Annotated in this window: 22 protein-coding genes; 9 read left to right on the forward strand and 13 right to left on the reverse strand. The window is 30.9% G+C overall.

Going from position 1 to position 20,995, the window contains the following annotated elements:
• Positions 1-114: 114 nt before the first annotated feature.
• The 3 genes from C4S29_RS02280 to C4S29_RS02290 are packed head-to-tail and all read right to left on the reverse strand — an operon-like array spanning position 115 to position 2,601.
• Entirely contained in the window at positions 115-1,326 is a 1,212-nt protein-coding gene (locus tag C4S29_RS02280; protein ID WP_103912505.1) for a rolling circle replication-associated protein, read from the reverse strand.
• Between the two features lie 30 nt (positions 1,327-1,356).
• Positions 1,357-2,049: a hypothetical protein gene (locus tag C4S29_RS02285; protein WP_103912506.1), complete on the reverse strand. Its 693-nt coding sequence runs from the start codon at positions 2,047-2,049 to the stop codon at positions 1,357-1,359.
• Between the two features lie 18 nt (positions 2,050-2,067).
• On the reverse strand, positions 2,068-2,601 hold the full coding sequence (locus tag C4S29_RS02290) for a hypothetical protein (protein WP_103912507.1): 534 nt from the start codon (positions 2,599-2,601) through the stop codon (positions 2,068-2,070).
• Between the two features lie 238 nt (positions 2,602-2,839).
• On the opposite strand from C4S29_RS02290, the gene C4S29_RS02295 reads away from it, so the two are divergent.
• The 3 genes from C4S29_RS02295 to C4S29_RS02305 are packed head-to-tail and all read left to right on the forward strand — an operon-like array spanning position 2,840 to position 5,310.
• The gene (locus C4S29_RS02295) at positions 2,840-3,316 is read left to right on the forward strand and encodes a hypothetical protein (protein WP_103912508.1); all 477 of its coding nucleotides are present in this window, start codon (positions 2,840-2,842) and stop codon (positions 3,314-3,316) included.
• Positions 3,317-3,326: 10 nt separating this feature from the next.
• Complete coding sequence (locus tag C4S29_RS02300; protein WP_233740465.1) at positions 3,327-4,073, forward strand: NUDIX hydrolase; 747 nt, start codon at positions 3,327-3,329, stop codon at positions 4,071-4,073.
• A 55-nt stretch (positions 4,074-4,128) separates the two neighbouring features.
• Positions 4,129-5,310, forward strand: a complete 1,182-nt coding sequence (locus tag C4S29_RS02305; RefSeq protein ID WP_103912509.1) for an acyl-CoA dehydrogenase family protein — start codon at positions 4,129-4,131, stop codon at positions 5,308-5,310.
• Here the strand turns inward: C4S29_RS02305 and C4S29_RS02310 are convergent.
• A complete protein-coding gene (locus C4S29_RS02310) occupies positions 5,303-8,020 on the reverse strand; it encodes a PD-(D/E)XK nuclease family protein (protein ID WP_103912510.1) in 2,718 nt (905 codons plus the stop codon). The two genes, C4S29_RS02305 and C4S29_RS02310, sit on opposite strands and share 8 nt — an antisense overlap.
• Before the next feature lie 173 nt (positions 8,021-8,193).
• Positions 8,194-8,829 (reverse strand): 16S rRNA (guanine(527)-N(7))-methyltransferase RsmG, encoded by a 636-nt coding sequence (rsmG, locus tag C4S29_RS02315; RefSeq protein WP_103912511.1) that lies wholly within the window; start codon positions 8,827-8,829, stop codon positions 8,194-8,196.
• A gap of 94 nt (positions 8,830-8,923) precedes the next feature.
• On the opposite strand from rsmG, the gene C4S29_RS02320 reads away from it, so the two are divergent.
• The 4 genes from C4S29_RS02320 (at position 8,924) to C4S29_RS02335 (ending at position 11,603) form a co-directional block, all read left to right on the forward strand.
• Positions 8,924-10,129, forward strand: a complete 1,206-nt coding sequence (locus tag C4S29_RS02320; RefSeq protein ID WP_103912512.1) for a pyridoxal phosphate-dependent aminotransferase — start codon at positions 8,924-8,926, stop codon at positions 10,127-10,129.
• A gap of 116 nt (positions 10,130-10,245) precedes the next feature.
• The gene (locus tag C4S29_RS02325) at positions 10,246-10,878 is read left to right on the forward strand and encodes a peroxiredoxin (protein ID WP_103912513.1); all 633 of its coding nucleotides are present in this window, start codon (positions 10,246-10,248) and stop codon (positions 10,876-10,878) included.
• A 67-nt stretch (positions 10,879-10,945) separates the two neighbouring features.
• The gene (locus tag C4S29_RS02330) at positions 10,946-11,254 is read left to right on the forward strand and encodes a thioredoxin family protein (RefSeq protein WP_103912514.1); all 309 of its coding nucleotides are present in this window, start codon (positions 10,946-10,948) and stop codon (positions 11,252-11,254) included.
• 97 nt (positions 11,255-11,351) lie between these two features.
• Positions 11,352-11,603: a DUF6952 family protein gene (locus tag C4S29_RS02335; protein ID WP_103912515.1), complete on the forward strand. Its 252-nt coding sequence runs from the start codon at positions 11,352-11,354 to the stop codon at positions 11,601-11,603.
• A gap of 59 nt (positions 11,604-11,662) precedes the next feature.
• Here C4S29_RS02335 and map read toward each other — a convergent pair whose 3' ends face one another.
• From map to dnaA, 5 genes are all read right to left on the reverse strand, one after another.
• A complete protein-coding gene (gene map / locus C4S29_RS02340) occupies positions 11,663-12,472 on the reverse strand; it encodes a type I methionyl aminopeptidase (RefSeq protein ID WP_103912516.1) in 810 nt (269 codons plus the stop codon).
• A gap of 44 nt (positions 12,473-12,516) precedes the next feature.
• Positions 12,517-12,948 (reverse strand): BT0820 family HAD-type phosphatase, encoded by a 432-nt coding sequence (locus C4S29_RS02345; RefSeq protein WP_103913016.1) that lies wholly within the window; start codon positions 12,946-12,948, stop codon positions 12,517-12,519.
• Positions 12,949-13,074: 126 nt separating this feature from the next.
• On the reverse strand, positions 13,075-13,773 hold the full coding sequence (locus C4S29_RS02350) for an SAM-dependent methyltransferase (RefSeq protein ID WP_103912517.1): 699 nt from the start codon (positions 13,771-13,773) through the stop codon (positions 13,075-13,077).
• 97 nt (positions 13,774-13,870) lie between these two features.
• Entirely contained in the window at positions 13,871-14,317 is a 447-nt protein-coding gene (locus C4S29_RS02355; protein WP_233740466.1) for a low molecular weight protein-tyrosine-phosphatase, read from the reverse strand.
• A 70-nt stretch (positions 14,318-14,387) separates the two neighbouring features.
• Positions 14,388-15,842: a chromosomal replication initiator protein DnaA gene (gene dnaA, locus C4S29_RS02360; protein WP_103912518.1), complete on the reverse strand. Its 1,455-nt coding sequence runs from the start codon at positions 15,840-15,842 to the stop codon at positions 14,388-14,390.
• 134 nt (positions 15,843-15,976) lie between these two features.
• On the opposite strand from dnaA, the gene C4S29_RS02365 reads away from it, so the two are divergent.
• A complete protein-coding gene (locus C4S29_RS02365; RefSeq protein ID WP_103912519.1) occupies positions 15,977-16,387 on the forward strand; it encodes an acyl-CoA thioesterase in 411 nt (136 codons plus the stop codon).
• A gap of 63 nt (positions 16,388-16,450) precedes the next feature.
• Here C4S29_RS02365 and pepE read toward each other — a convergent pair whose 3' ends face one another.
• Positions 16,451-17,143: a dipeptidase PepE gene (gene pepE / locus C4S29_RS02370; RefSeq protein ID WP_103912520.1), complete on the reverse strand. Its 693-nt coding sequence runs from the start codon at positions 17,141-17,143 to the stop codon at positions 16,451-16,453.
• Between the two features lie 824 nt (positions 17,144-17,967).
• Between pepE and fsa the strand changes: the two genes are divergently transcribed.
• Positions 17,968-18,621 carry a fructose-6-phosphate aldolase gene (fsa, locus tag C4S29_RS02375; protein WP_103912521.1) on the forward strand — a complete coding sequence of 218 codons (654 nt, stop codon included), beginning with the start codon at positions 17,968-17,970 and terminating at the stop codon, positions 18,619-18,621.
• 95 nt (positions 18,622-18,716) lie between these two features.
• Here fsa and C4S29_RS02380 read toward each other — a convergent pair whose 3' ends face one another.
• Complete coding sequence (locus C4S29_RS02380) at positions 18,717-20,411, reverse strand: M56 family metallopeptidase (RefSeq protein WP_103912522.1); 1,695 nt, start codon at positions 20,409-20,411, stop codon at positions 18,717-18,719.
• Positions 20,411-20,776: a BlaI/MecI/CopY family transcriptional regulator gene (locus C4S29_RS02385; RefSeq protein ID WP_103912523.1), complete on the reverse strand. Its 366-nt coding sequence runs from the start codon at positions 20,774-20,776 to the stop codon at positions 20,411-20,413. Before C4S29_RS02385 ends, C4S29_RS02380 begins: the two co-directional genes overlap by 1 nt.
• Positions 20,777-20,995: the final 219 nt, after the last annotated feature.

Genomic DNA, 20,995 nt, shown 5'->3' on the forward strand with positions numbered 1-20,995 from the left:
ATTTTAAATTCTAATTTTATTTGCTTCTTAATCCTTTCAGCAGTTCTAATACTGCATTCACTTAATTGAGCAATTTCCTTCGTGGTTAATTTTTTTGTGATAGATTTTGCCATTTTAAAACAATTCTGGAATGAAGGATTTATCTTTAATTAAATTGGTAGAACGAGAATCTGAAATAACAGGAAAGGCATCTTTCAAACTTCCAAAATTTAGACGACTTAAAAATATTAATTCATTCAATTTTTCAACCTCTTCATTTGATTTTTCATAAATGAAATGATAAAGCAATTTGAAACGATTTTTTACAATAGATTTTAATTTAACAGAACATTCATTTAACAAATCGTAAATTTTACCTTTATAAATTTTCACATAATCTTTTAAATCGTCTGATAACTCAACTTTTGTGCATTTATCTTTAAGTTCATCAAATTGATAAATTTCGTTACCAGAGAAAGTGGGACTATTCAAAGTTTTCAAGGGTTTAGAACAACCCCAAGAGGTATATAATATAGGGCGTCTATAAACTAAATTAGGAGGATAATTTTGTAAATCTTCTATTTTAAGAGTTTTATTTTTTATGAGTTCGGCAAATTCTGACTTTAATGGGTCTTTAGTAAGATATTTACCAACATAACCACCAACATCACTTATATTAGAAAGATTGTGAATGTTAGCGGCATTTTCACCATTTTCATAACCTAGATTTGTTAAGTAATTATTCCAAACCCTTTTTAATGTTTTATGATTCACATAAGTATCAAAAAGTAAATGAAAATGAATATTGCCTAATTCTGTGCTTTCAGCACGCCAAACATAATTTTTAAGTCTTAAAAGTTCTTGATTAGTTTCTACATTTTTTTCAATAGCATAATTTTTAACTTTTTTTAAATGGTCTATGAAATCAATCAAAGTTTTAACTAAAATTTTGTCGGTATGCTTTTGGTTTTCTGGAATTGTTAATGTAACAAACGTTATCATTCTTTGTCTCAAACCGTTTGATTTTTTGTAATTGTGCTTAACAATATCTACAAATGTATTGGTACTGTCTAAAATTTTTTTGGTTTGGGTGGAAGAAAAACAGCGTTTATATTCTTTTTTCATAATTTCCGAATAACTTAAAAGATAACTAGAAGTAAATTTATTAATATCATCTACTTTCTCAACGTCCAAAGATTTTAGAAGTTTCTTTTTTGCCGTTTTATCAATTTCATTCTGAAATTGTACGAGGTTTTCTTTACTTTTTTCATTATATCGCTTTTGATCTGCGAGGGAGTAATAAATTAAATTTCGTTTTTTTAATTTTAAAAATTTTGTGGAACTCATAAATTTGGAAAATTTTTTTTTTATTTTCGGTTAGTCCGATAGTTTAGGCAAGTCCATAAGAGGGAAAGAACTTTTAAGCGCAAGTTGAGGGGCTAACTGTCTAATTATTTCTTTAGCCATTATTTTAGACATAACAGAACGTTGTTTTTTTGTCTTTTTATCAACCCAAGTATAATTTCTGTTTGTTCCTGGGAAAACTTCAACCAACGGACTTAAAAGAGTAGAATCAGAAAACAAATTTTGAACTTTAGAATATTCAATGTTTTTAAAACCTTTTAACCAAACACAAGTATCTTTTCTATATATATCACCAAAATAGTGAGGCGATATTATTTGATTTGGTTTTAAAATATTTGCTGAAATATGACCTATTGGGTTTTCAATAAATATGAATGGAACATCCAGGAACCAAAATTTTAAAAAAAAATCAACGGCATCATTTCTTTTTTTAATTCTGTCCCAGGCTTTCAAACCGTGTCGCTTTATATCACAAAAGTGCAAACCTGCCTTTGAAAGAAAATCACACGGAGGAAAAGCAAAAACAGCAAACCAATCTTCAGAATATAACAGATCATCAACATCACCTTTATAATGAGATTTTGAACCTTCGGAATCTAACAGATCACAAGAAACAACATCAAAGCCATAGGAAAGCAATTCGTTTGTAAATGCTCCTGTATATTCACAAGCAACAAGTATTTTTTTATTATAGTTATTATGCATAAATTTTAAATTATAGAACTACAAAAAAAATTGCAATTGCCCACCATTACTCAAAACACCAAAAGAGCGATAAGTTCTTATAAAAGAAGCCTCAAACTCTATTAAAAAATCCCAAAGGGAAGATGCTAATTTGAAATACTTACTATCAACGATAAAACAAACTCTTTTTAAGGCTTTTATATATTCGTTAAATTTCTCTATGAAATACCACGCATAATTAGGAGACTTGGAAGAACTAATTAAAGCAATTCGAGATAATTCCATTTGAGCCAAGATATTTTTATTAAATATCAACGTTTCAACTTCTATAAATTCTAGTTGTTTAATTTTAGTATAAATCAAATCGAGAAAAATAAAAGAATTGTCTAAATATTTCTCAATCTGTAAAGCACAGGATTTTGCTTTTTTTCTACTGGAAAAATTAGTTTGATACCAAAGCGTTTTGCCATTAACAGACTCAAGCAGAGGAACTCTTTCAACAAGAATAAAATAAGGCTCTTTAGACTTAATTTTATTATTTTCTCTTTCACACTCAATTAAAATTTTGTACATCTTTTATAATTTTTATTGTTAATTTAGAATATCAACACATAAAAAAAAAAGTGCAAAATCAAAAAGAAGTTTAAATTTGTAAATGAATTAACATTTGTATAATTGGTTGAAACTGTTTATTATTGTTTTTAACAATTTATAAATTATAGGCAGTTTTTTAAGATGTTATTTTTTATGTCTAATTTGCCATGTACACAATGATTTTGTATCTTTAAATGTTTTTAAAATCTACAATATAATGAAACCTATTTTTTATATAGTTTTACTAATTACAGTGTTAAGTTGTAACAAAAATGATTCTACAAAAAATAAGAAATTAACTGTTCCAGATTCACTGATTTCTGATGATAAACCCAATTTTAAAATAGATAAAATCCCTGAAGATTGCTATTTACAAATCGTTGGTAAAGATTCTACCGCAATACATTTAGTTGATAATTTAGGTACTTTTTCGGGTAAAATGGCTGTTAAAAATTCAGAAAAAGATTCATCTTCGGGCGATTTATCAGGCTTTAAAAATGAAGATACTTTAAAATTAACTTATAGTTTTGATAGCGAAGGTGTAAATTCTGAACGTTCTATTTATTTTTTGCAAAAAGACGGCGAATTAATCGAAGGAATTGGAGATTATAAACAACCAAAAAGTCTTAAATTTGAAGATAAAAATCCTTATAAAAAAATAGATTGTAGCAAAATTGAAAAATTGTTAAAATAAAACTTGAAAAATGATGAAAGTTGATGATTCTAAAAACAAACTCAGTTTAGCAGAACTTCTAAATACAAAAGGTTTTGTAGAGCATGTTTCCGTGGATTGCGTGATTTTTGGTTTTAATAAAGATGAACTGAAAGTTTTACTTTTAAAATACCACGAAGTTGATCGATGGTCGGTTCCAGGTGGTTTCGTGTTCAAAGATGAAAGTTTGGATGACGCTGCGGCTAGAACTTTATATGAACGCACACATTTAGAAAATTTATTTTTACAGCAATTTTACACTTTTGGTAGTGTCAATCGAACAGATGAAAATAATCCACACCGGCAGTTATTGAAAAGTCTAAATTTAACTGTAGATCCTGATCATTGGATATATCAACGCTTTATTTCAACTGCATATTTTGCATTAATTGATTTTACAATTTCGCATACCTTTCCGGATACAAATAATGAAGTTTGTGCTTGGTTTTCTGTAGATGATTTGCCAGAAATGGCTTTCGATCATGAAAAAATAGTTAAAAAAGGTTTAGATTTTTTGCGTTTAAATCTAGATTACAATGTCGTTGGAAGCAATCTTTTGCCTGAAAAATTTACAATGAAAGAACTCCAAACTTTATACGAAACCATTTTAGGTGAAAAATTTCGTAGAAATAATTTTCAGCGTAAAGTGTTAAGTCTTAATATGTTACAGCGTTTAGAAAAATTATATACAGGTTCTGCAAACAAAGCGCCTTATCTTTATAAATTCTTGAAAAAGTAAATTTTATTTATCTCGCTAATTTTTTTTAAATATTACATTAGTCAAAATTTAAAATATGTCCCATTATCCACTCTCCTCTATCCCAGATTATTATGGTATTAACTCTCTTTTAACGGAAGAACACAAACTTATTCGGCAGTCTGTTCGGCATTGGGTGGAAAATTTTGTAATGCCAAACATTGATGATGCTGCGCAAAACCATAAAGATTTACCAAATTTAATGAAAGAATTAGGCGCAATTGGCGCGCTTGGCCCTTACATTCCAGAAGAATATGGCGGTTCTGGATTAGACCAAATTTCTTACGGCATAATTATGCAAGAGTTGGAACGTGGCGATTCTGCAATTCGTTCTGCCGCGTCAGTACAATCTTCTTTAGTGATGTTCCCAATTAATGAATTTGGAAGTGATGATCAAAAAAAGAAATTTTTGCCAAAATTAGCGGCTGGCGAAATGATTGGCGCATTTGGTTTAACAGAGCCAAACCACGGTTCAGATCCAAGTTCTATGGAAACTTATTTCGTAGAAAAAGACGAACACTACTTATTAAACGGCGCAAAAATGTGGATTACAAATGCACCACTTTGCGATATTGCTGTTGTGTGGGCAAAAGGCGAAGATGGAAAAGTCCGTGGATTGATTGTTGAACGTAGTTTTGAAGGATTTTCAACACCCGAAACACACAACAAATGGAGTCTTCGCGCATCTAAAACAGGCGAACTTGTTTTTTCTAATGTAAGAGTTCCGAAAGAAAATATGTTACCAAATGTGATTGGTTTAAAAGGACCCTTATCTTGTTTAAATTCAGCGAGATATGGTATTTCTTGGGGCGTGATTGGCGCGGCAATCGATTGCTATTGCACCGCTTTGCAATACGCAAAAGAAAGAAAACAATTCGGAAAAGCGATTGCTGGATTTCAATTACAGCAAAAAAAATTAGCAGAATTTTTAACGGAAATTACAAAATCGCAATTGCTGTGCTGGCAACTGGGAAATCTAAAAAATGAACATAAAGCAACTCCGGCACAAATCTCTATGGCGAAAAGAAATAATGTGAAAATGGCGATTGATATTGCTCGAGAATCCCGTCAAATTCTTGGCGGAATGGGTATTATGGGTGAGTTTCCGATGATGCGCCACGCTGCGAATTTAGAATCCGTCATCACTTATGAAGGCACGCATGATATTCATTTGCTCATCACAGGCCTTGATATTACGGGAATAAATGCTTTTAATTAGAATAATTTTGTGTTGTATTTTCGGCGAAAGGAATTTCTGGATTTAGAATTTCTAAAATTAAATTTCTAATACTTTCCAAAGGCATTTCTAAAATATTAAGGTCTAAAATCGTTTCCTCAAACAATTGCAAATTTTGCACGCCTTTTCCGGTTTCTGCAAAACTCCAAATGCCGCATTGCAAATGATTTTCTGGGAATTTTTTCGATTTTAAAATGGCGTACGCGTAAATACTTAATTGTAAAGCTTGCGCCATTTTTTTGTTCATTAAAAGACTTTCAATTTTATCTTCTTTTGGTTTCAAAAATAAATTTGTGGCTTTTTTAGTTTTATAATCAATAATTCGCAATTCGCCATTCAACCGGTCTACTCTATCAATGAAACCGTAAAAATAAATATTTTCTGACTCTGAAATTGGGAATTCTACATTTTCAACACGCATTTCCAAATCGATAATTTCCAGTTGATTTCCTTTTTTAATTAAATTCAAATCATAATTTAAAATATCCGTCACTACCCTTTTCGCAATTGATTTGTGAATGTAATTCATCCCAGAATTATAAAATTCTTTCTCGTGATTTAACGTTTTAATAGCGTCATCTAAAGATGCATCTACTTGTTTAAGTAAATCTTCTAAATTACTTTCTTTCAACGTTTTACCAATAACATTTTTATATAAAAAATGCAAAGCAAAATGCACTAAATTTCCATAATTTCTTTGTGAAAGTTCTTCTTCTACAGAATCTTCAGAACGTGTTTTTAAAATTTGTGACAAATAAAAATCTACCGGATTCCAAAGATAATTTACCAAATGCGAGGCGGAAACCCGCGTTTTCCAAACTTCTAATTTATCTAAAACTTCATCGGTTTTTTCTAAAATAATTCCATCTTGATTAACAGGTTCAATACTGTTTTCAACCACTAAATGTTCAATATTTAAACCGCTTTCAATCTCTAATTGTGTGATAAATCTGCTTTTTTCGCCCGTATTTAAGCCTGAACTTAAAGCGTTGTAAAGTAAGTACACATTTTTAGAATCTTGCAGTAATCGGTAAAAATGATACGCATAAATACTGTCATTTTCTAAAAAAGTATGTAAATTAAATTCTCGACGAACATCAAACGGCAAATACGTGTTTTGCGAATTTCCAAGGGGTAATTTTCCTTCGTTTACTGAAACTAAAATAATATTTTCAAAGTTTAATAAACGCGTTTCTAAAAGTCCCATTACTTGCAAACCTTGCAGCGGTTCACCTTGAAAATCAATACTTTCTGAATTTACCAATTGATTAATTAAAACCTCCAAACTTTCGACATCCATTTCAAAATGATAATCATTCAGTTGGTTTTGCAGTGTTTTAAAAACCTTTTCAAAATGAGAAATATTTTCATAAACAATATCATCCAAAGGTTGAAATTTTAATTGAAAGCAGTAATTTATTAAATTAAGCAACAATTCTTTAGCAGATTTTTTTTGAAATAAATTAAAATAACTTAAACCCGAAAGCTCGCTTTCTAATCTATTTTTTGCAATATAGATGATATTTCTTTCCAGTAATAATTTTTTAAAATTTTGAATTAAAATTTCATCTTCTGGTGATTTTGGAAGTTCTTCTAAAATCGGTAAAACATCTTTATAATAGTAAGAATTTTGGTTTTTTTGAAGTTGTTTTTGAAGATGAAAAATTTTCTTCATCGCATTCGAAAAGCCTAGATTTTTTAGCGGAAAACCCATTGTAATATTAATGCGTTCAATACTGCTTAAAGCATCTAAAGTCGGCGGTAAAAGGTTTTCATCTAAAAGTACGACCGCGGTTTTAGTAAAATCAAAATTAGAACTATTATTATTTGAAAGTTCAGAAAAAATTTCAGGAAGCAATTTTGTTTGCGAAACATTACCCGAAACTTCAAATATTTTTATATTTTTTTCTGATTTAAAGTCATTTTCTATCCAAGTAAATTCTCGACTATCATTAAATTCTGGCCACTTTTTATGCTCACGTAAGAATTTTCCAGATTCTTGGCGCGCGTCGTTCATATAATAATTATCGGCTTGAAAATAGCAAATGGCTTTGTCCCATTTCAGTAATTCTTTCACTAATTTTTGCTCGACTGGCGTAAAAGCGTTAAAACCGCAAAATACAAAGTTTTCATTTGTATTTTGAGCAAAATCTTGAACTTTATTTTTTACGATTTCGTGCAACATTCCCGCAGTTGCGTAATTTTTTTCTTGTAATTTTAACTTTAAAAGAGGCAAAAAATTTCTTTGTTTTCGCCAAAAGTTTAGAAATTTATTTCTCGGGTTTTCTTCTTCCGCGTTTAAGTTTTCTGCCCAATTTTTTATGCGCTCTTCATCAAACATAAAATCTAAAACCGCAAGATCCGACTCGGAAAACTTGAGTATATCGTCCCAATCTTTTAAAACCGTAGGAAACCATTTTAGAAAATTTCCAAAATCTTCATCGTATTGCGTTTTATAAATTTCATACGCGAAAAGCCACATCGCAATTCCATTAATTTGTTGCTTACCGGAAATATTTTTTAATAATTCTTCTATGGTGTAAAACTCTGGTAAAAAGCCAGAATAGGCTTTTTCTTGCAGAATTTTTTTGATAAAAACGACTGGTCTTTTTCCGGGTAAAACTAATGTGAACTTCGATAAATCAACGTTTTTTTGAAGTAAATCGTCGATAATTTTGTTTAGAAATTTCATTAAAGAATTTGGGTATTAGTTAAAAGGGAATTTTTAAATTTAAGAAAAATACATCAAAAATCTTTATTTTGGCGCAAGTTTTTATCCAAAAAATAAGCAATAGTTCTTTTTTCTTTGAAAATTAAAATAAATACTTTTAAAGTTAAAATGCTAAGTAAAACTTGAAGAATTATTCACGAATTAAAATGCCCTTTTGAAAGATAAACCACTTTTTTAGTTTCAAAAAATTCTTCGTCGAAATAATTTTTTAATTGAAAAATTTCTGCTTTTAAACCTTGTAATTCTTCTCCTAAATCGCCACCTTTTAAGTATAAAACGCCATTGTGTTTTGTATTGATCTGTTCTTTTTCAAATTTTCCTTTTAACCAGCGCAAAAAAACAGGCATTTGTGTAACGGCTCTACTTACTACAAAGTGAAATTTTTCTTTAATATTTTCTGCTCGTTCATGCTTTGCCACAACATTTTCTAACCCTAAACTTTCGGCAACTTCTTTCACAACCGTAATTTTTTTACCGATTGAATCTACTAGAGTAAAAGAACTTTCGGGAAATAAAATAGCGAGTGGAATGCCTGGAAAACCGCCGCCAGTACCAATGTCTAGTATTTTTGTATTTGGTGAAAACGCCATAACTTTTGCAATTCCCAACGAATGTAAAACGTGTTTTTCGTAAAGCGAATCTAAATCTTTGCGAGAAATTACATTTATTTTTTCATTCCAATCTTTATATAAGTCTTCTAAAAGTGTGAATTGCTGAATCTGTTTTTCAGAAAGATCCGGGAAATATTTTAAAATTAAATCTACTGACATTAATATTTTTTATTGAACAAAAATAATGGTTTTTCTTTGAAATGAAGCGCCTTAACTGAAATCTAATTTTTATATTTGTTAAAAATAAATTTCTATGAATCAATTTTCAGAACGGTTAAATCGTTTGAGTTTTTCCCAAACTTTTGTAATGAGTAACAAGGCGCGCGAAATGAAAGCCAAAGGATTGGATGTTATCAGTTTAACTTTAGGTGAGCCAGATTTTGACGTGCCACAGAATATAAAAGAAGCAGCACACAGAGCGATTGATGAAAATTACAGCCATTATTCGCCGGTTCCGGGTTTTATGGAACTTCGGCAAGCAGTGAGCAACAAACTAAAAAGAGATAATGAATTAGACTACAAACCTTCACAAATTTGTGTTTCTAATGGAGCAAAACAGGCAATTATAAACGTTTTTGCGGCAATTTTAAATCCAGGCGACGAAGTTATTGTTCCTGCGCCATACTGGGTAAGTTATGATGAAATGGTGAAAATGATGGATGGAACTTCGGTTTTCATTAAAACAGATTATACCACAGATTTTAAAATGACGGCCGAGCAATTAGAAAATGCAATTACGCCAAAAACCAAAGCAATTTTGTATAGTTCGCCCTGCAATCCATCTGGAAGTTATTACACTTATGAGGAATTGAAATCTTTAGCCAAAGTAATTGCGAAATATCCAAATATTACAGTAATTTCTGATGAAATTTATGAATTCATCAATTATGAAACAAAACATGTTTCAATCGCACAATTTCCAGAAATAAAAGAACAGGTTGCCATCATCAACGGAATGTCTAAAGCATACGCGATGACTGGCTGGCGAATTGGTTATTCTGCCTGTTCAGAATCATTATCTAAAGCCTGCGAAAAAATACAAGGACAAATGACAAGCGGCGCAAATACAGTTGCGCAAAGAGCTGCAATTACTGCTTTAGAAACAGATCCCGCAGAATATCATTTCATGATTGAAGCCTTCCAGAAAAGACGTGATTTGGTTTTTGATTTGTTAAAAGACATTAAAGGTTTTAAAATCCTTTTACCAAAATCGGCTTTTTACTGCTTTCCAGATATTTCTTTCTACATCGGTAAAAAATTAGATGGCGTGGAAATAAATAATTCTGACGACTTTGCTATGTTTTTACTTGAAAAAGCAAATGTAGCAACTGTTGGAGGTGTATCTTTTGGTAGCCCAGAATGTTTTAGAATTTCTTACGCGGCTTCAGAAGAAACTCTGAAAGAAGCGATGAAAAGAATTAAAGATTGTTTGGAAACTGCAGAATTAGCAAATATTTAATTTAATTTTAATTATTTCACAAATCACAATAATAGATTTTATATATTAAAAATCATTTTTTAATAGATACAGATAGTGTAATTTTGCGCTAGAAATAACTTAAAAATAAATTATAAATGTCATTAGTAGGTAGAAAATTCCCAAATGTAACGATAGATGCAATGTCTGAAATGGGAGATGATTTAAGAATCAATGTGTTGCAAGAGGCAATAAATAATCAACAAAAAGTTTTGCTTTTCTGGTATCCAAAAGATTTCACTTTTGTTTGTCCGACAGAATTGCACGCTTTTCAAGAGGCGCAAGAGGAATTTAAAAAGAGAAATACGATGATAATTGGTGCATCTTGTGACACCAATGAAGTGCATTTTGCATGGTTGAATACTGCAAAAGAAAACGGTGGAATCGAGGGTGTAACCTATCCTATTTTATCTGATACACATCGTCAATTAGCTAATTTACTAGGTATTGTAGATCAAGATTTTGATTATGATGAAGATGGTCAGGAGTTGTTTTCTGGTTCTAATGTAACTTATAGAGCGACTTACTTGATCGATGAAACTGGTAAAATTTTCCATGAAAGTGTAAATGATATGCCACTTGGAAGAAATGTAAAAGAGTTTATCAGAATGATTGATGCTTATACTCACGTTCAAAAACACGGTGAAGTTTGCCCAGCAAATTGGGAAGAAGGCAAAGAAGCGATGCATGCAGATAGAAAATCTACGGCGGCGTATTTAGCAAAGAATTAAAATTAAATCTAATTTTAAAGAGAGACCCGAAAAGTTTCGGGTCTTTTTTTATTTAAAATATTTTAAAATGTACACAGAATTAGCAGAAGATAATTTACATGAAATTGTAAAAAATAACGAAAAAGTAGTGGTTCAATATGGTGCAACTTGGTGTGGAAACTGCAGAATTATGAAGCCAAAATTTAAAAAATTAGCGGCTGAAAACGATGCAATTCCCTTCTATTATGTGGATGCCGAAAAATTGCCAGAAAGTAGAAAATTGGCGCAAGTTGATAATTTACCAACATTTGCTATTTTTAAAAATGGTGAAAGAGTAAATCAAGTTCAAAGCAATAAAGCGGAAAGTTTAACCGAGTTATTTAATGAATTAAATTAAAAATTTAATTATGAAATCGCCATTTACAAGTTTGCAAACCAACACTAATGAAGATAAAGGCGATAACATATGACCTTTAAAAAAATAAAATCTACCTATGAAATTACCTATAATCAGACAGTTTTACCAAAATCAATCCGTAGAAAATTTAGAAAAAACATTGGAAGTTTTAGAAAGTTTCACTGAATTTAGAGGAACAACTGATGAAGATTTGAATGTGGCTGGAGAATTAATTACCAATATTTGCGGCGCGCTAGAAGTGCACGCAAATGTAAAAAATGGCATGGCAGAAAGAGATGCGTTGAATGGTTTTGCTCAAAAAGTTTTAGGATCGATTGATAAGAATTAGAAAAATAATTTCTAAAATTAATTAAAAAAGGCTTCAAAATATTGAAGCCTTTTTTTATTTTAAAAATCCCTAGTAAAAGGTTTTTCTTCGTCAGAAACAATTCCGAGGGCTTCGTAAATATATTTGTAGGTGGAAAGCAAAACTGGTTTTCCTTCAATTACACAAACATCGTGTTCAAAATGTGCAGAAGGCGACATGTCTAAACTTGTCACCGTCCAACCATCTTTATGAAATTTCACTTTTTCAGTTCCAAGATTTATCATTGGTTCTATGGCGAGCGCAATTCCATCTTTAATGACTTTACCACTTCCCTTTCGCCCGTAATTCGGCACTTGCGGATCTTCGTGCATTTTTCTTCCCAGGCCGTGACCAACCAATTCACGAACAACGCCGTAACCTTCTTTTTCGCAGTAATTTTGAATGGCAAAAGAAATATCACCAATTCTTTTCCCACGAACGCATTGTTCGATTCCTTTGTATAAAGATTCTTTTGTGATTTGTAGTAATTTTTTAGTTTCAGGAGCAACTTCGCCAACTTGAAAAGAATAGGCATGATCGCCATAAAATCCGTTCATATAAACGCCACAATCCACTGATAAAATATCGCCTTCTTCTAAAGGCTTATCATTCGGAATACCGTGAACCACTTCTGCATTTGGAGAAATACATAAATTATTGGGGAAGCCGTACATTCCTAAAAAAGCAGGTTCGCCACCGTTATCGCGAATAAATTCGCCTCCTAATTTATCTAAATGTGCCGTCGTTACACCAGGTTTTATTTCTTTGGCTAAAAGACCTAAAGTTTTAGAAACCAATTGCGCACTTTCGCGCATTAATCGGAGTTCTTCTATTGTTTTTAACTGAATCACAAATTAAATTTTAAATTATTTTTTTGAAGAATTTCTAACATTTTCTACCAAAAAAGACCTTTTTTCTTATCTTTCTTCATTTTAGAATAAGCCAAAACTTCGCCTCCTTCCACACGAAATTCTATTCTTTCAGTTACAATTTTATAGATTTCTCCCCAACCAGGGAACCCCCCAAGATTACGGTCATCTATAAAAAAATCGGCGTCTATTTTCCTTGATTGTGTTTTTATATCAAATTCTTCACCCTCAAAACTTGAATTAATAGCATAAAATTCTACACCATTTTTTTTACAAAATTCTATCGCTTCTTCTAAAGGTTTCCCATGTCGATAAGTCCATAAAATTAATCGATAACCTTCACTTTGAAATTTTTTTAAGGTTTCAAAAGCAAAAGTTTTAGTTTTTCCAATTCTAGGATAGGCATCTTCCACAATTGTTCCATCAAAATCGATAGCCAATTTTTTATTACTCTTCATTCGGTTTTTTTCTTTGCAAATATAAGAAATCATTTTTTGCACCTAAAATTTTTGCCGAATTAAAACTCTTATAAATTCCTATTGAGATTGGATTTTTGAGAAAGACAGTAAAAAATTCTAAACTAATTATTTCCCAATTAAAAAAACTGTGGGAATTTTGTGAAGATTTGGTTTTTCTTTTTTCCAGTTTTTCACCATTAAAGTTTTGATGTATTCATTAGTCGGATGGTTAATATTCGCCGCAATACAAAGTTTGGTTTGTGGCGAAAGGTATTTGCACAAATCATCAAACAAAGATAAATTTCGATAGGGCGTTTCCATAAAAATTTGAGTAAACCCAGATTTTTGTACCAAATTTTCTAATAGATTTATTTTGGCTTTGCGCTCCCCTTTTTCGATGGGCAAATAGCCATTAAATGTAAATTCTTGCCCGTTTAAACCGCTTGCAATTAATGCTAAAACAAAAGAACTTGGACCATTTATAGGTATTACTTTTATATTATTTTGATGGCAAAATTCTACCATTATATTCCCAGGATCACCGATGCAAGGCAAGCCGGCATCTGATAGTAAACCGAAATCTACTCCACTTTTTAATAATTTTTGGGCTTCTTCTAAATCAGATTTTTCAGAATATTTATCCACGATAAATAACTTCAACTCTGCTTGAATTTTTTCTGGACAAAAATATTTAATGATTTTGCGCGCTGCTTTTTCGTTTTCCACAAAGAAATAATCTGTTTTCAAAATATATTCTGAAATTATAGGTGCAAAATAATTTTTTGGTGTTTCTGGCGATAAATAAGCAGGAATGAGGAAAAGCATTTGTTTTAATGTAAAATTGTGAAGATTTGAAGTCCTTTGATTCTATAAATTGTGAAGTAGTTTGATTAAAAATATTCTAATTAAAATTAAAGCAAAATTACAACTTTACAACTTCACGGCTTATTCTTTCACAGGCCTTATCTAAAAGTTGAAAAACGTTTTCAAAATCTTCATTCGTTCCATAATATGGATCCGGAACTTCGGCATTTTCTAAAATCAATGAAATTTTTTTAACTTGATTTTCATTGCTGGCCAAATCTTTTACGTCTTGCAAATTATGCTTATCCATACAGAAAATTAAATCAAAATTCTCCAAATCTTCGGCTTTTAAATGTTTAGATTTTTGGTGAGAAATATCTAAACCATGTTTTTTGGCAACTTTTATAGAGCGCGAATCTGGTGCATTGCCTTGGTGCATGGCAATTGTGCCGGCAGACTCTACAGCGAAATTTTTTGGAAGTTTTGCTTTTAAAATGCCTTCTGCTAAAGGGCTTCTGCAAATATTTCCCAAACAAACCATTAAAATTTTCATATTTATTTTCATTAAAAAACCTTTCAAATTATAAGATCTGAAAGGTTTAATTAGTAATTTTTAAAAGTAAATTAAGGTTAAATTATTTTTTAATTTTTTCAGTTAATTCCTTTACATATTTCTTTATTTCTTTATCCATTTTTCCCACGTCACGAATTGTATCACACGCATACATCACCGTAGAATGGTCTTTTCCGCCCATTTCTTCTCCAATTTTAGAAAAGGTTGCGTTGGTAAATTCTTTTGAAAAGTACATGGCTAATTGTCGAGGCAAGGCAATTTCTCTTTTTCTGGTTTTAGATAAAAGTTGTTCTCTTTTGATGCCAAAATATTCACAAACCACTTCTTGAATGTAAGGAATATTAATGACTTTTTTCTGATTTTTAGATATTTTGCTAATGGTATCTTTTAGCAATTCTAAACTCAAATCTGATTTATAAATGGTAGAATATGCAATCACAGCATTGATAATACCGATTAATTCTCGAACATTTGTTTTTGCTTCTGCGGCTAGAAAATCAAGCATATCGTCTGTTAAAACAATTCCGTCGCGGCACAATCGATCCACAATAATTTTTCGACGTGTATCAAAATCAGGCGATTTTATTTCGGCAGAAAGTCCCCATTTAAAACGAGATACAATTCTCTCTTGAATATCCATAATATCAACAGCCGCCTTATCTGAAGTTAAAATGATTTGCTTTCCATTTTGATGCAAAAAATCAAAAATATGGAAGAAACTATCTTGTGTGGCAGATTTACCAGACAAAAACTGAATATCATCAATAATCAGTACATCTACCATTTGGTAGAAATTAGAAAATTCTGTTTGTTTACGGGCTTTTGCAGCAGAAATAAATTGCTGAATAAATTTTTCTGAAGATAAATATAAAACTACTTTTTCGGGAAACGAGGCTTTCACTTCTAAACCAATGGCGTGTCCCAAGTGGGTTTTTCCTACACCATAACCGCCGTGTAAAAATAAAGGATTAAAAGCAGTGGAACCAGGTCTTTTAGCAATTGATTTTGCTACTGTTGCAGCAAATTTGTTACTTTCACCTTCCACATAATTTTCAAAAGAAAATTCGGCTTTTAGATTAGAATTAATCTGCACTTTCTTCATTCCAGGTATCGCAAATGGATTTACCAAATTCTCTGAAACCGATGGCGGACGCGTTTGTTGTATTTTTGGAGCCTCTGTTGTTTTCCCTTTTACGTTACTAATTATTGGTTTTTCCTTTCCTTTTGGTTTATTTTCCATTACAGAATACCAAAGCTTTACGCCTTTCCCAATATTTTTTTTGAGTGCGGCCGAAAGAAGTGCTAAATAATTGTCTTCTATATATTCTTTATAAAAATCGCTAGGAACTAAAAGTGTTAAATTAAAATTTTCTAAAGACAAAGGTTGAACTTTATCAAACAATAAATCGAATGAATTCTCTAATTTTTTCAGGTCATCGTGGTCTTCGGCAGCATTGAGGTTATCCCTCATAAATTGAAGGCATTTTTCCCAAATTAAGTCTAAATTTTCATTCATATTAGTGTTAAGAAGAAGAAGTTTTTTGATTAATGTTGTAGAAGGACAAATATGGTAAAAATTATTAATAAAAAAAATTGTTGCCCTATTGATTATTAAAAAATATATTTGTATAACTTATTTAAAACTTTAAAATGATACACACAACACACACATTACGAGTTCGTTATGCAGAAACAGACCCTATGAAGTACGTCTATTATGGCAATTATGCAACTTACTTTGAAATTGCTAGAGTTGAACTTTTTCGCTCCCTTGGCCGGTCTTATGAAGAGATCGAAAGGCTCGGATTTTGGTTGCCCGTATCAGAATATCAGATAAAATATTTGAAGCCAGCATTTTATGACGAAGTTTTAGAAATCCATACTTTTATTAAAAAAATTCCGGGTGTGAGAATTGAATTTGAGTACGAAATTTATAATGAAAAAAAACAAAAAATAACAACAGCCAAAACCACACTTTATTTCTTAAATTCTAAAACAAATAAGATCTGCACTTGCCCCGATTTTTTGATGGAACTAATTTTGCCACATTTTAAAGAATAGACTTTAAATTTTAGAACTGTTAAGGATTAAAGTTTAAAAAAAATCTAAATGCAACCTAATTAATTATAGTTCTACTCCACTTTCTATTTCATAAGGCTCTTTTCCAAATTCGAAAATTCTGGTATTTTGCGAACCTTCAACTGTAATTGTATTATTCTTTCGCCTTATCCAATTGCCTTCTCGCAAACCAATCACTTTTGTTTCGTTTTGGGTGAGAAATTCTTTAATTCTGGTTTCCCTTGTTTCTCCATTGTGTTTTAAATCTGGATTTGCATCTAAATAATGTGGATTCAAATTAAAAGGAACCAATTCCATACAATTAAAACTTGAAGGATAAACAATCGGCATATCGTTTGTGGTTTTCATATTTATGCCGGCTATATTGCTTCCTGCACTTGTTCCGAGATAAGGTTTTCCGCCTTCGATGTTATATTTTAAAATCGTCATTAAACCTAGTTCGTGCAATGTTTTTACCAAAAGAAAAGTATTTCCACCGCCTGTGAAATAGGCTTTTGCTTTATTTACGGCTTCGGTTTTATCTTCAAACTCATGCAATCCTTTTACTTTGATGTTTATTTTTGAAAAATAATCTGCTGCTTTTGAAGTGTAATCTTCATGTGAAATGCCACCTGGCCGAGCAAATGGAATAAAGAGTATTTCATCAATATTTTGAAATAATTCTTTAATTTCTGCATCCAAATATTCTAAATAATTTCCACCGTGTAATGTGGAAGTTGAAGCGAGGATTATATTCATGTTTTTTAATTTAATAAAAACAAATTTAGTTTTTTTGTTTAATTTTTTAAGCACAAAAAGAACAAAAGTTTTTGGTTTTATTAGTTTAAATTTTTACGTTTTGGAGTGAAAATTATTTCAAAAAAAGCAATTTAGTAATGTGAGTTCGATTATTAAACAATTTTAAAATATCAATAGGAATGGGCTTTAGCCCATTTTCTAAAATTAAAGTAAAATTGGCTTTAGCCAAAACATATTTTAAGTTTAGGCTAAAGCCGTTTATTTCGCTAATTTTCACATCGGGCTAAAGCCCGACGCAATTGATAAACATTTTATGAATTGAATGTTAGTGAAAACTGTTGTGCATATAGAAAAATATTAAATGCAAAGGCGCAAATAACTTATTTTCCGATATTTACGTTTGTATGGCGCAATGTTTTAACTTCGTTAAAAGATGAAAATCTTTAATTTTCTTGCGCCTTATAACCATTTTTATAATAACTAAGTTCTTGCGCCTTTTCGTTTAACTTGATTTACAGTTAATTATGCAACTTGTCTAAATGCACAACAGGTTTAGTGAATTATATTTTAAATAACAATCGACCTTAGGTTATTTCCATTTTTAAATACTAAAATGTTGTTTTATTATGGTTTGGCGAAAAATTGTCTGTTGGAAGAAAAAAAGTATCTTCGAAATAGCCCCGATGGAAACGGAAATCCTTTTTCTTTTTTTTCTTGAAAAAAAGAAAAAGATTGTAGTGAACAGCGGGACAAATTTTGAAACAATAAAACAAACTTGTTGCTCCTAAAAAATTGAATTATCTTTGCTAAAATCAAAATTATATATGAAATTTTTTATTGACACAGCAAATTTAGACCAAATAAGAGAAGCGCAAGATTTGGGCATTTTGGATGGCGTAACGACCAATCCTTCGCTTATGGCAAAAGAAGGAATCAGCGGAAAAGACGCGATAAACGCACATTACAAAACAATTTGCGACATTGTAGATGGCGATATTTCTGCCGAAGTTCTTTCTACAACTTATGAAGAAATGATTGCTGAAGGTGAAGAATTGGCGAAAATTCATGAAAATATTGTGGTAAAAATCCCAATGATAAAAGATGGCGTGAAGGCCTTGAAATATTTTTCTGATAAGGGTATAAAAACCAATTGCACCTTGATTTTTTCTGCCGGACAAGCGCTTTTGGCCGCAAAAGCAGGCGCAAATTACGTGTCGCCGTTTTTGGGAAGATTGGATGATATTTCTGTGGATGGACTAAATTTAATTGAAGAAATCCGTATGATTTTTGATAATTACGATTATGATTGCGAAATTCTTGCAGCGTCTATTCGTTCGCCAATGCACATTATCAATTGTGCGAAAATTGGTGCAGATGTGATTACTTCTCCTCTAGCCTCGATTTTAAATTTATTAAATCACCCTTTGACGGATAAAGGTTTGGCGCAGTTTGTGGCAGATGCGGAGAAAATGAAGTAGTTTTTTAGACGAATCGATAGAAGACGGATAGAAAATAGACTAAAAAAAATCCTGAAAATTGAGTTTTCAGGATTTTTTTTAAATTTCGAATAAGATTATTTTGTAAAAATATGTACTTTTTTATATTGATAGCCATTGTTGGTAGCGTTCGAAATTTCAATTTTTTTAATGTCTTTTAATTTAATTGATTTTGCAGTTTTCTCATCCGAAAGATTTCCGTTGATGTAAATTTTTGCGTCTTTTAAATTCTGATCCGAAACTGCTTGTTTATTTCCATCAACTTCAGATTCTGGCGTGAAAGTGCTTTTTGCTGTGAATTTATTTTGTGGTGGTGTGATATCATGCGCGTCAATATTAATTATCCAAGGGTCGTCATCAACCTTTTTACCATTGGTTTCAATTCGTACTTCATCCTTTCCTCCTGTTTTACTTTTAATGATGTTTATTGATTTAATATTAAATTTATTTAAATCTTTCATTGCGATTTTATCATTTTCTACGCCATCAATGAAAATTATAGGTTTGGTTTTAGTATTAATACTTTGAAAAGAGAAGTTTTGTGCGTTTCTAATTTCGTCTTTCGCGGTCTTATCTTGGTCAATTCGGGAAATTTTTGCATTTTTCTGCGCTTGAATTTGATCAATTCTTGCTTTTTCTTGCGCTATTTTGGCTTTTTTTGCTTCTTTTCGCGCTTGAGTTTCAATAAATTTTGCCTGTTTAGCATCTAAAACTGCTTGTTCGGCATCTTTTCTAGCCTGCTCTGCATCTAATTTTGCCTGATGTGCTGCTTGAGAATCATAAAATCTTTCTGGATGTTCTGAATATTCTTTAGTCGCATCTTTTCCGCGGGCAACTGTATCTTTTTTAATTGTATCTTTTTTTATTGAAGAAACAATTAATGAGATTTTTTGGTTATTTTTCTTAATCTCTCTATTTTCCGCTTTCACCATATAGGCAAAAACAAGACTGAAAAGCAATGGTAAAGCCAAAACTTTACGGAAATAACTGAATTTTGTATTTGATTTTTTTAACATTGTAATTCTTTTTTTAAGGTTTGAATTTAGAAACGGGCTTGTTCCCGCTAAAGTAATTCCGGAAAAATGCGTCTCCAAAAGCATCTGCGCAAATGCTTTGGTGTCAGAGTTTTTCAAGGCTTTTTTATCTGCCAAATATTCGTGGATGAGATTAATCTCTTTTTTAATTAAATAAAAAATGGGATTAAACCAGAAAATAGCAGTTAAAATTTCAACAAATATTTTATCGTAAGTGTGTTTTTGCTCGATATGAACCATTTCGTGCTTTAAGATTTGTTTTCCTAATTCTGATTGTATCAAAATGCTTTTTTTCCAAAATAAATTCCGAAAAAATGAAAATGGCGCGTGCTCTAAATTGGTATTATAAAAGGAAATTCCTTCAAATTGTTCCTCTGGATATTGCTTTTTGATTTTTTTAATTTTAATTAAACCCAAAATAAATTTCAGGATAAAAAAGATAGAAACCAAGACAAAAATTGTAAAAATAATTCTATAAATAGTGAAATCATCGCTTGAAGTTTTAGAAGAGTTTTCAGATTGAAGTAGTTGCAATAAATCGTAAATGTTTTGGTTTACATTTACCGTAAATGTGCTGACTTTCAAAAAAGGCAGTAGCAAACTCACGGCTAAAGTTGCAAGCAAATAAAAGCGGTTGTAATGGTGAAAAGTTTTGTCTTTCAAGAATAAACGGTAATACAAAAACATCACGCCAGAGCATAAAATAAGCTTTAAAAGGTAATTTAGTAGATTTTCCATTAGTCTTTGTTTTTAAGTTCGTTTAAAAGAAATTCTAAATCCTCAATGCTCATTTCATTTCTATCGACCAAAAACGACACGGCATTTTTGTAAGATCCATCAAAATAATTTGTAATAAGTTGATTGATAGATTTTCCGCTGTACTGCGCTTTTGAAATTTTTGGAAAATATTCGTGCTGTCTTCCGAACACTTTATAATCTACAAAATCTTTTTCTTGCAAGACTTTTAAAATTGTAGAAACTGTGTTGGTGTGAGGTTTTGGTTCTGGGAACTGTTCTAAAATATCTTTTAGAAAGGCTTTTTTTAAGTCCCACAGAAATTGCATGACCTGCTCTTCTGCTTTTGTTAAACTTTGAATTTTCATAAGTAGATTTTTATTTTTTTAAAGTCATATTTTATCGCCTTAATTTTCATTTGTGTTGTAATGGCGATTTTATATCACTATTTATTTAGTGATACAAATATAGAACTAAAATTTTAACTTACAACTATTTTTATAGTTATAATTAAATTTGTTTTTAACTTGTTGATTATTAATATAAAAATTTGTATTTAAATAAAGATTAACTAAAGAATTATACGT

Origin of the sequence: Halpernia humi, from assembly GCF_900108025.1 — a bacterium.
GTDB classification, from domain to species: domain Bacteria; phylum Bacteroidota; class Bacteroidia; order Flavobacteriales; family Weeksellaceae; genus Halpernia; species Halpernia humi.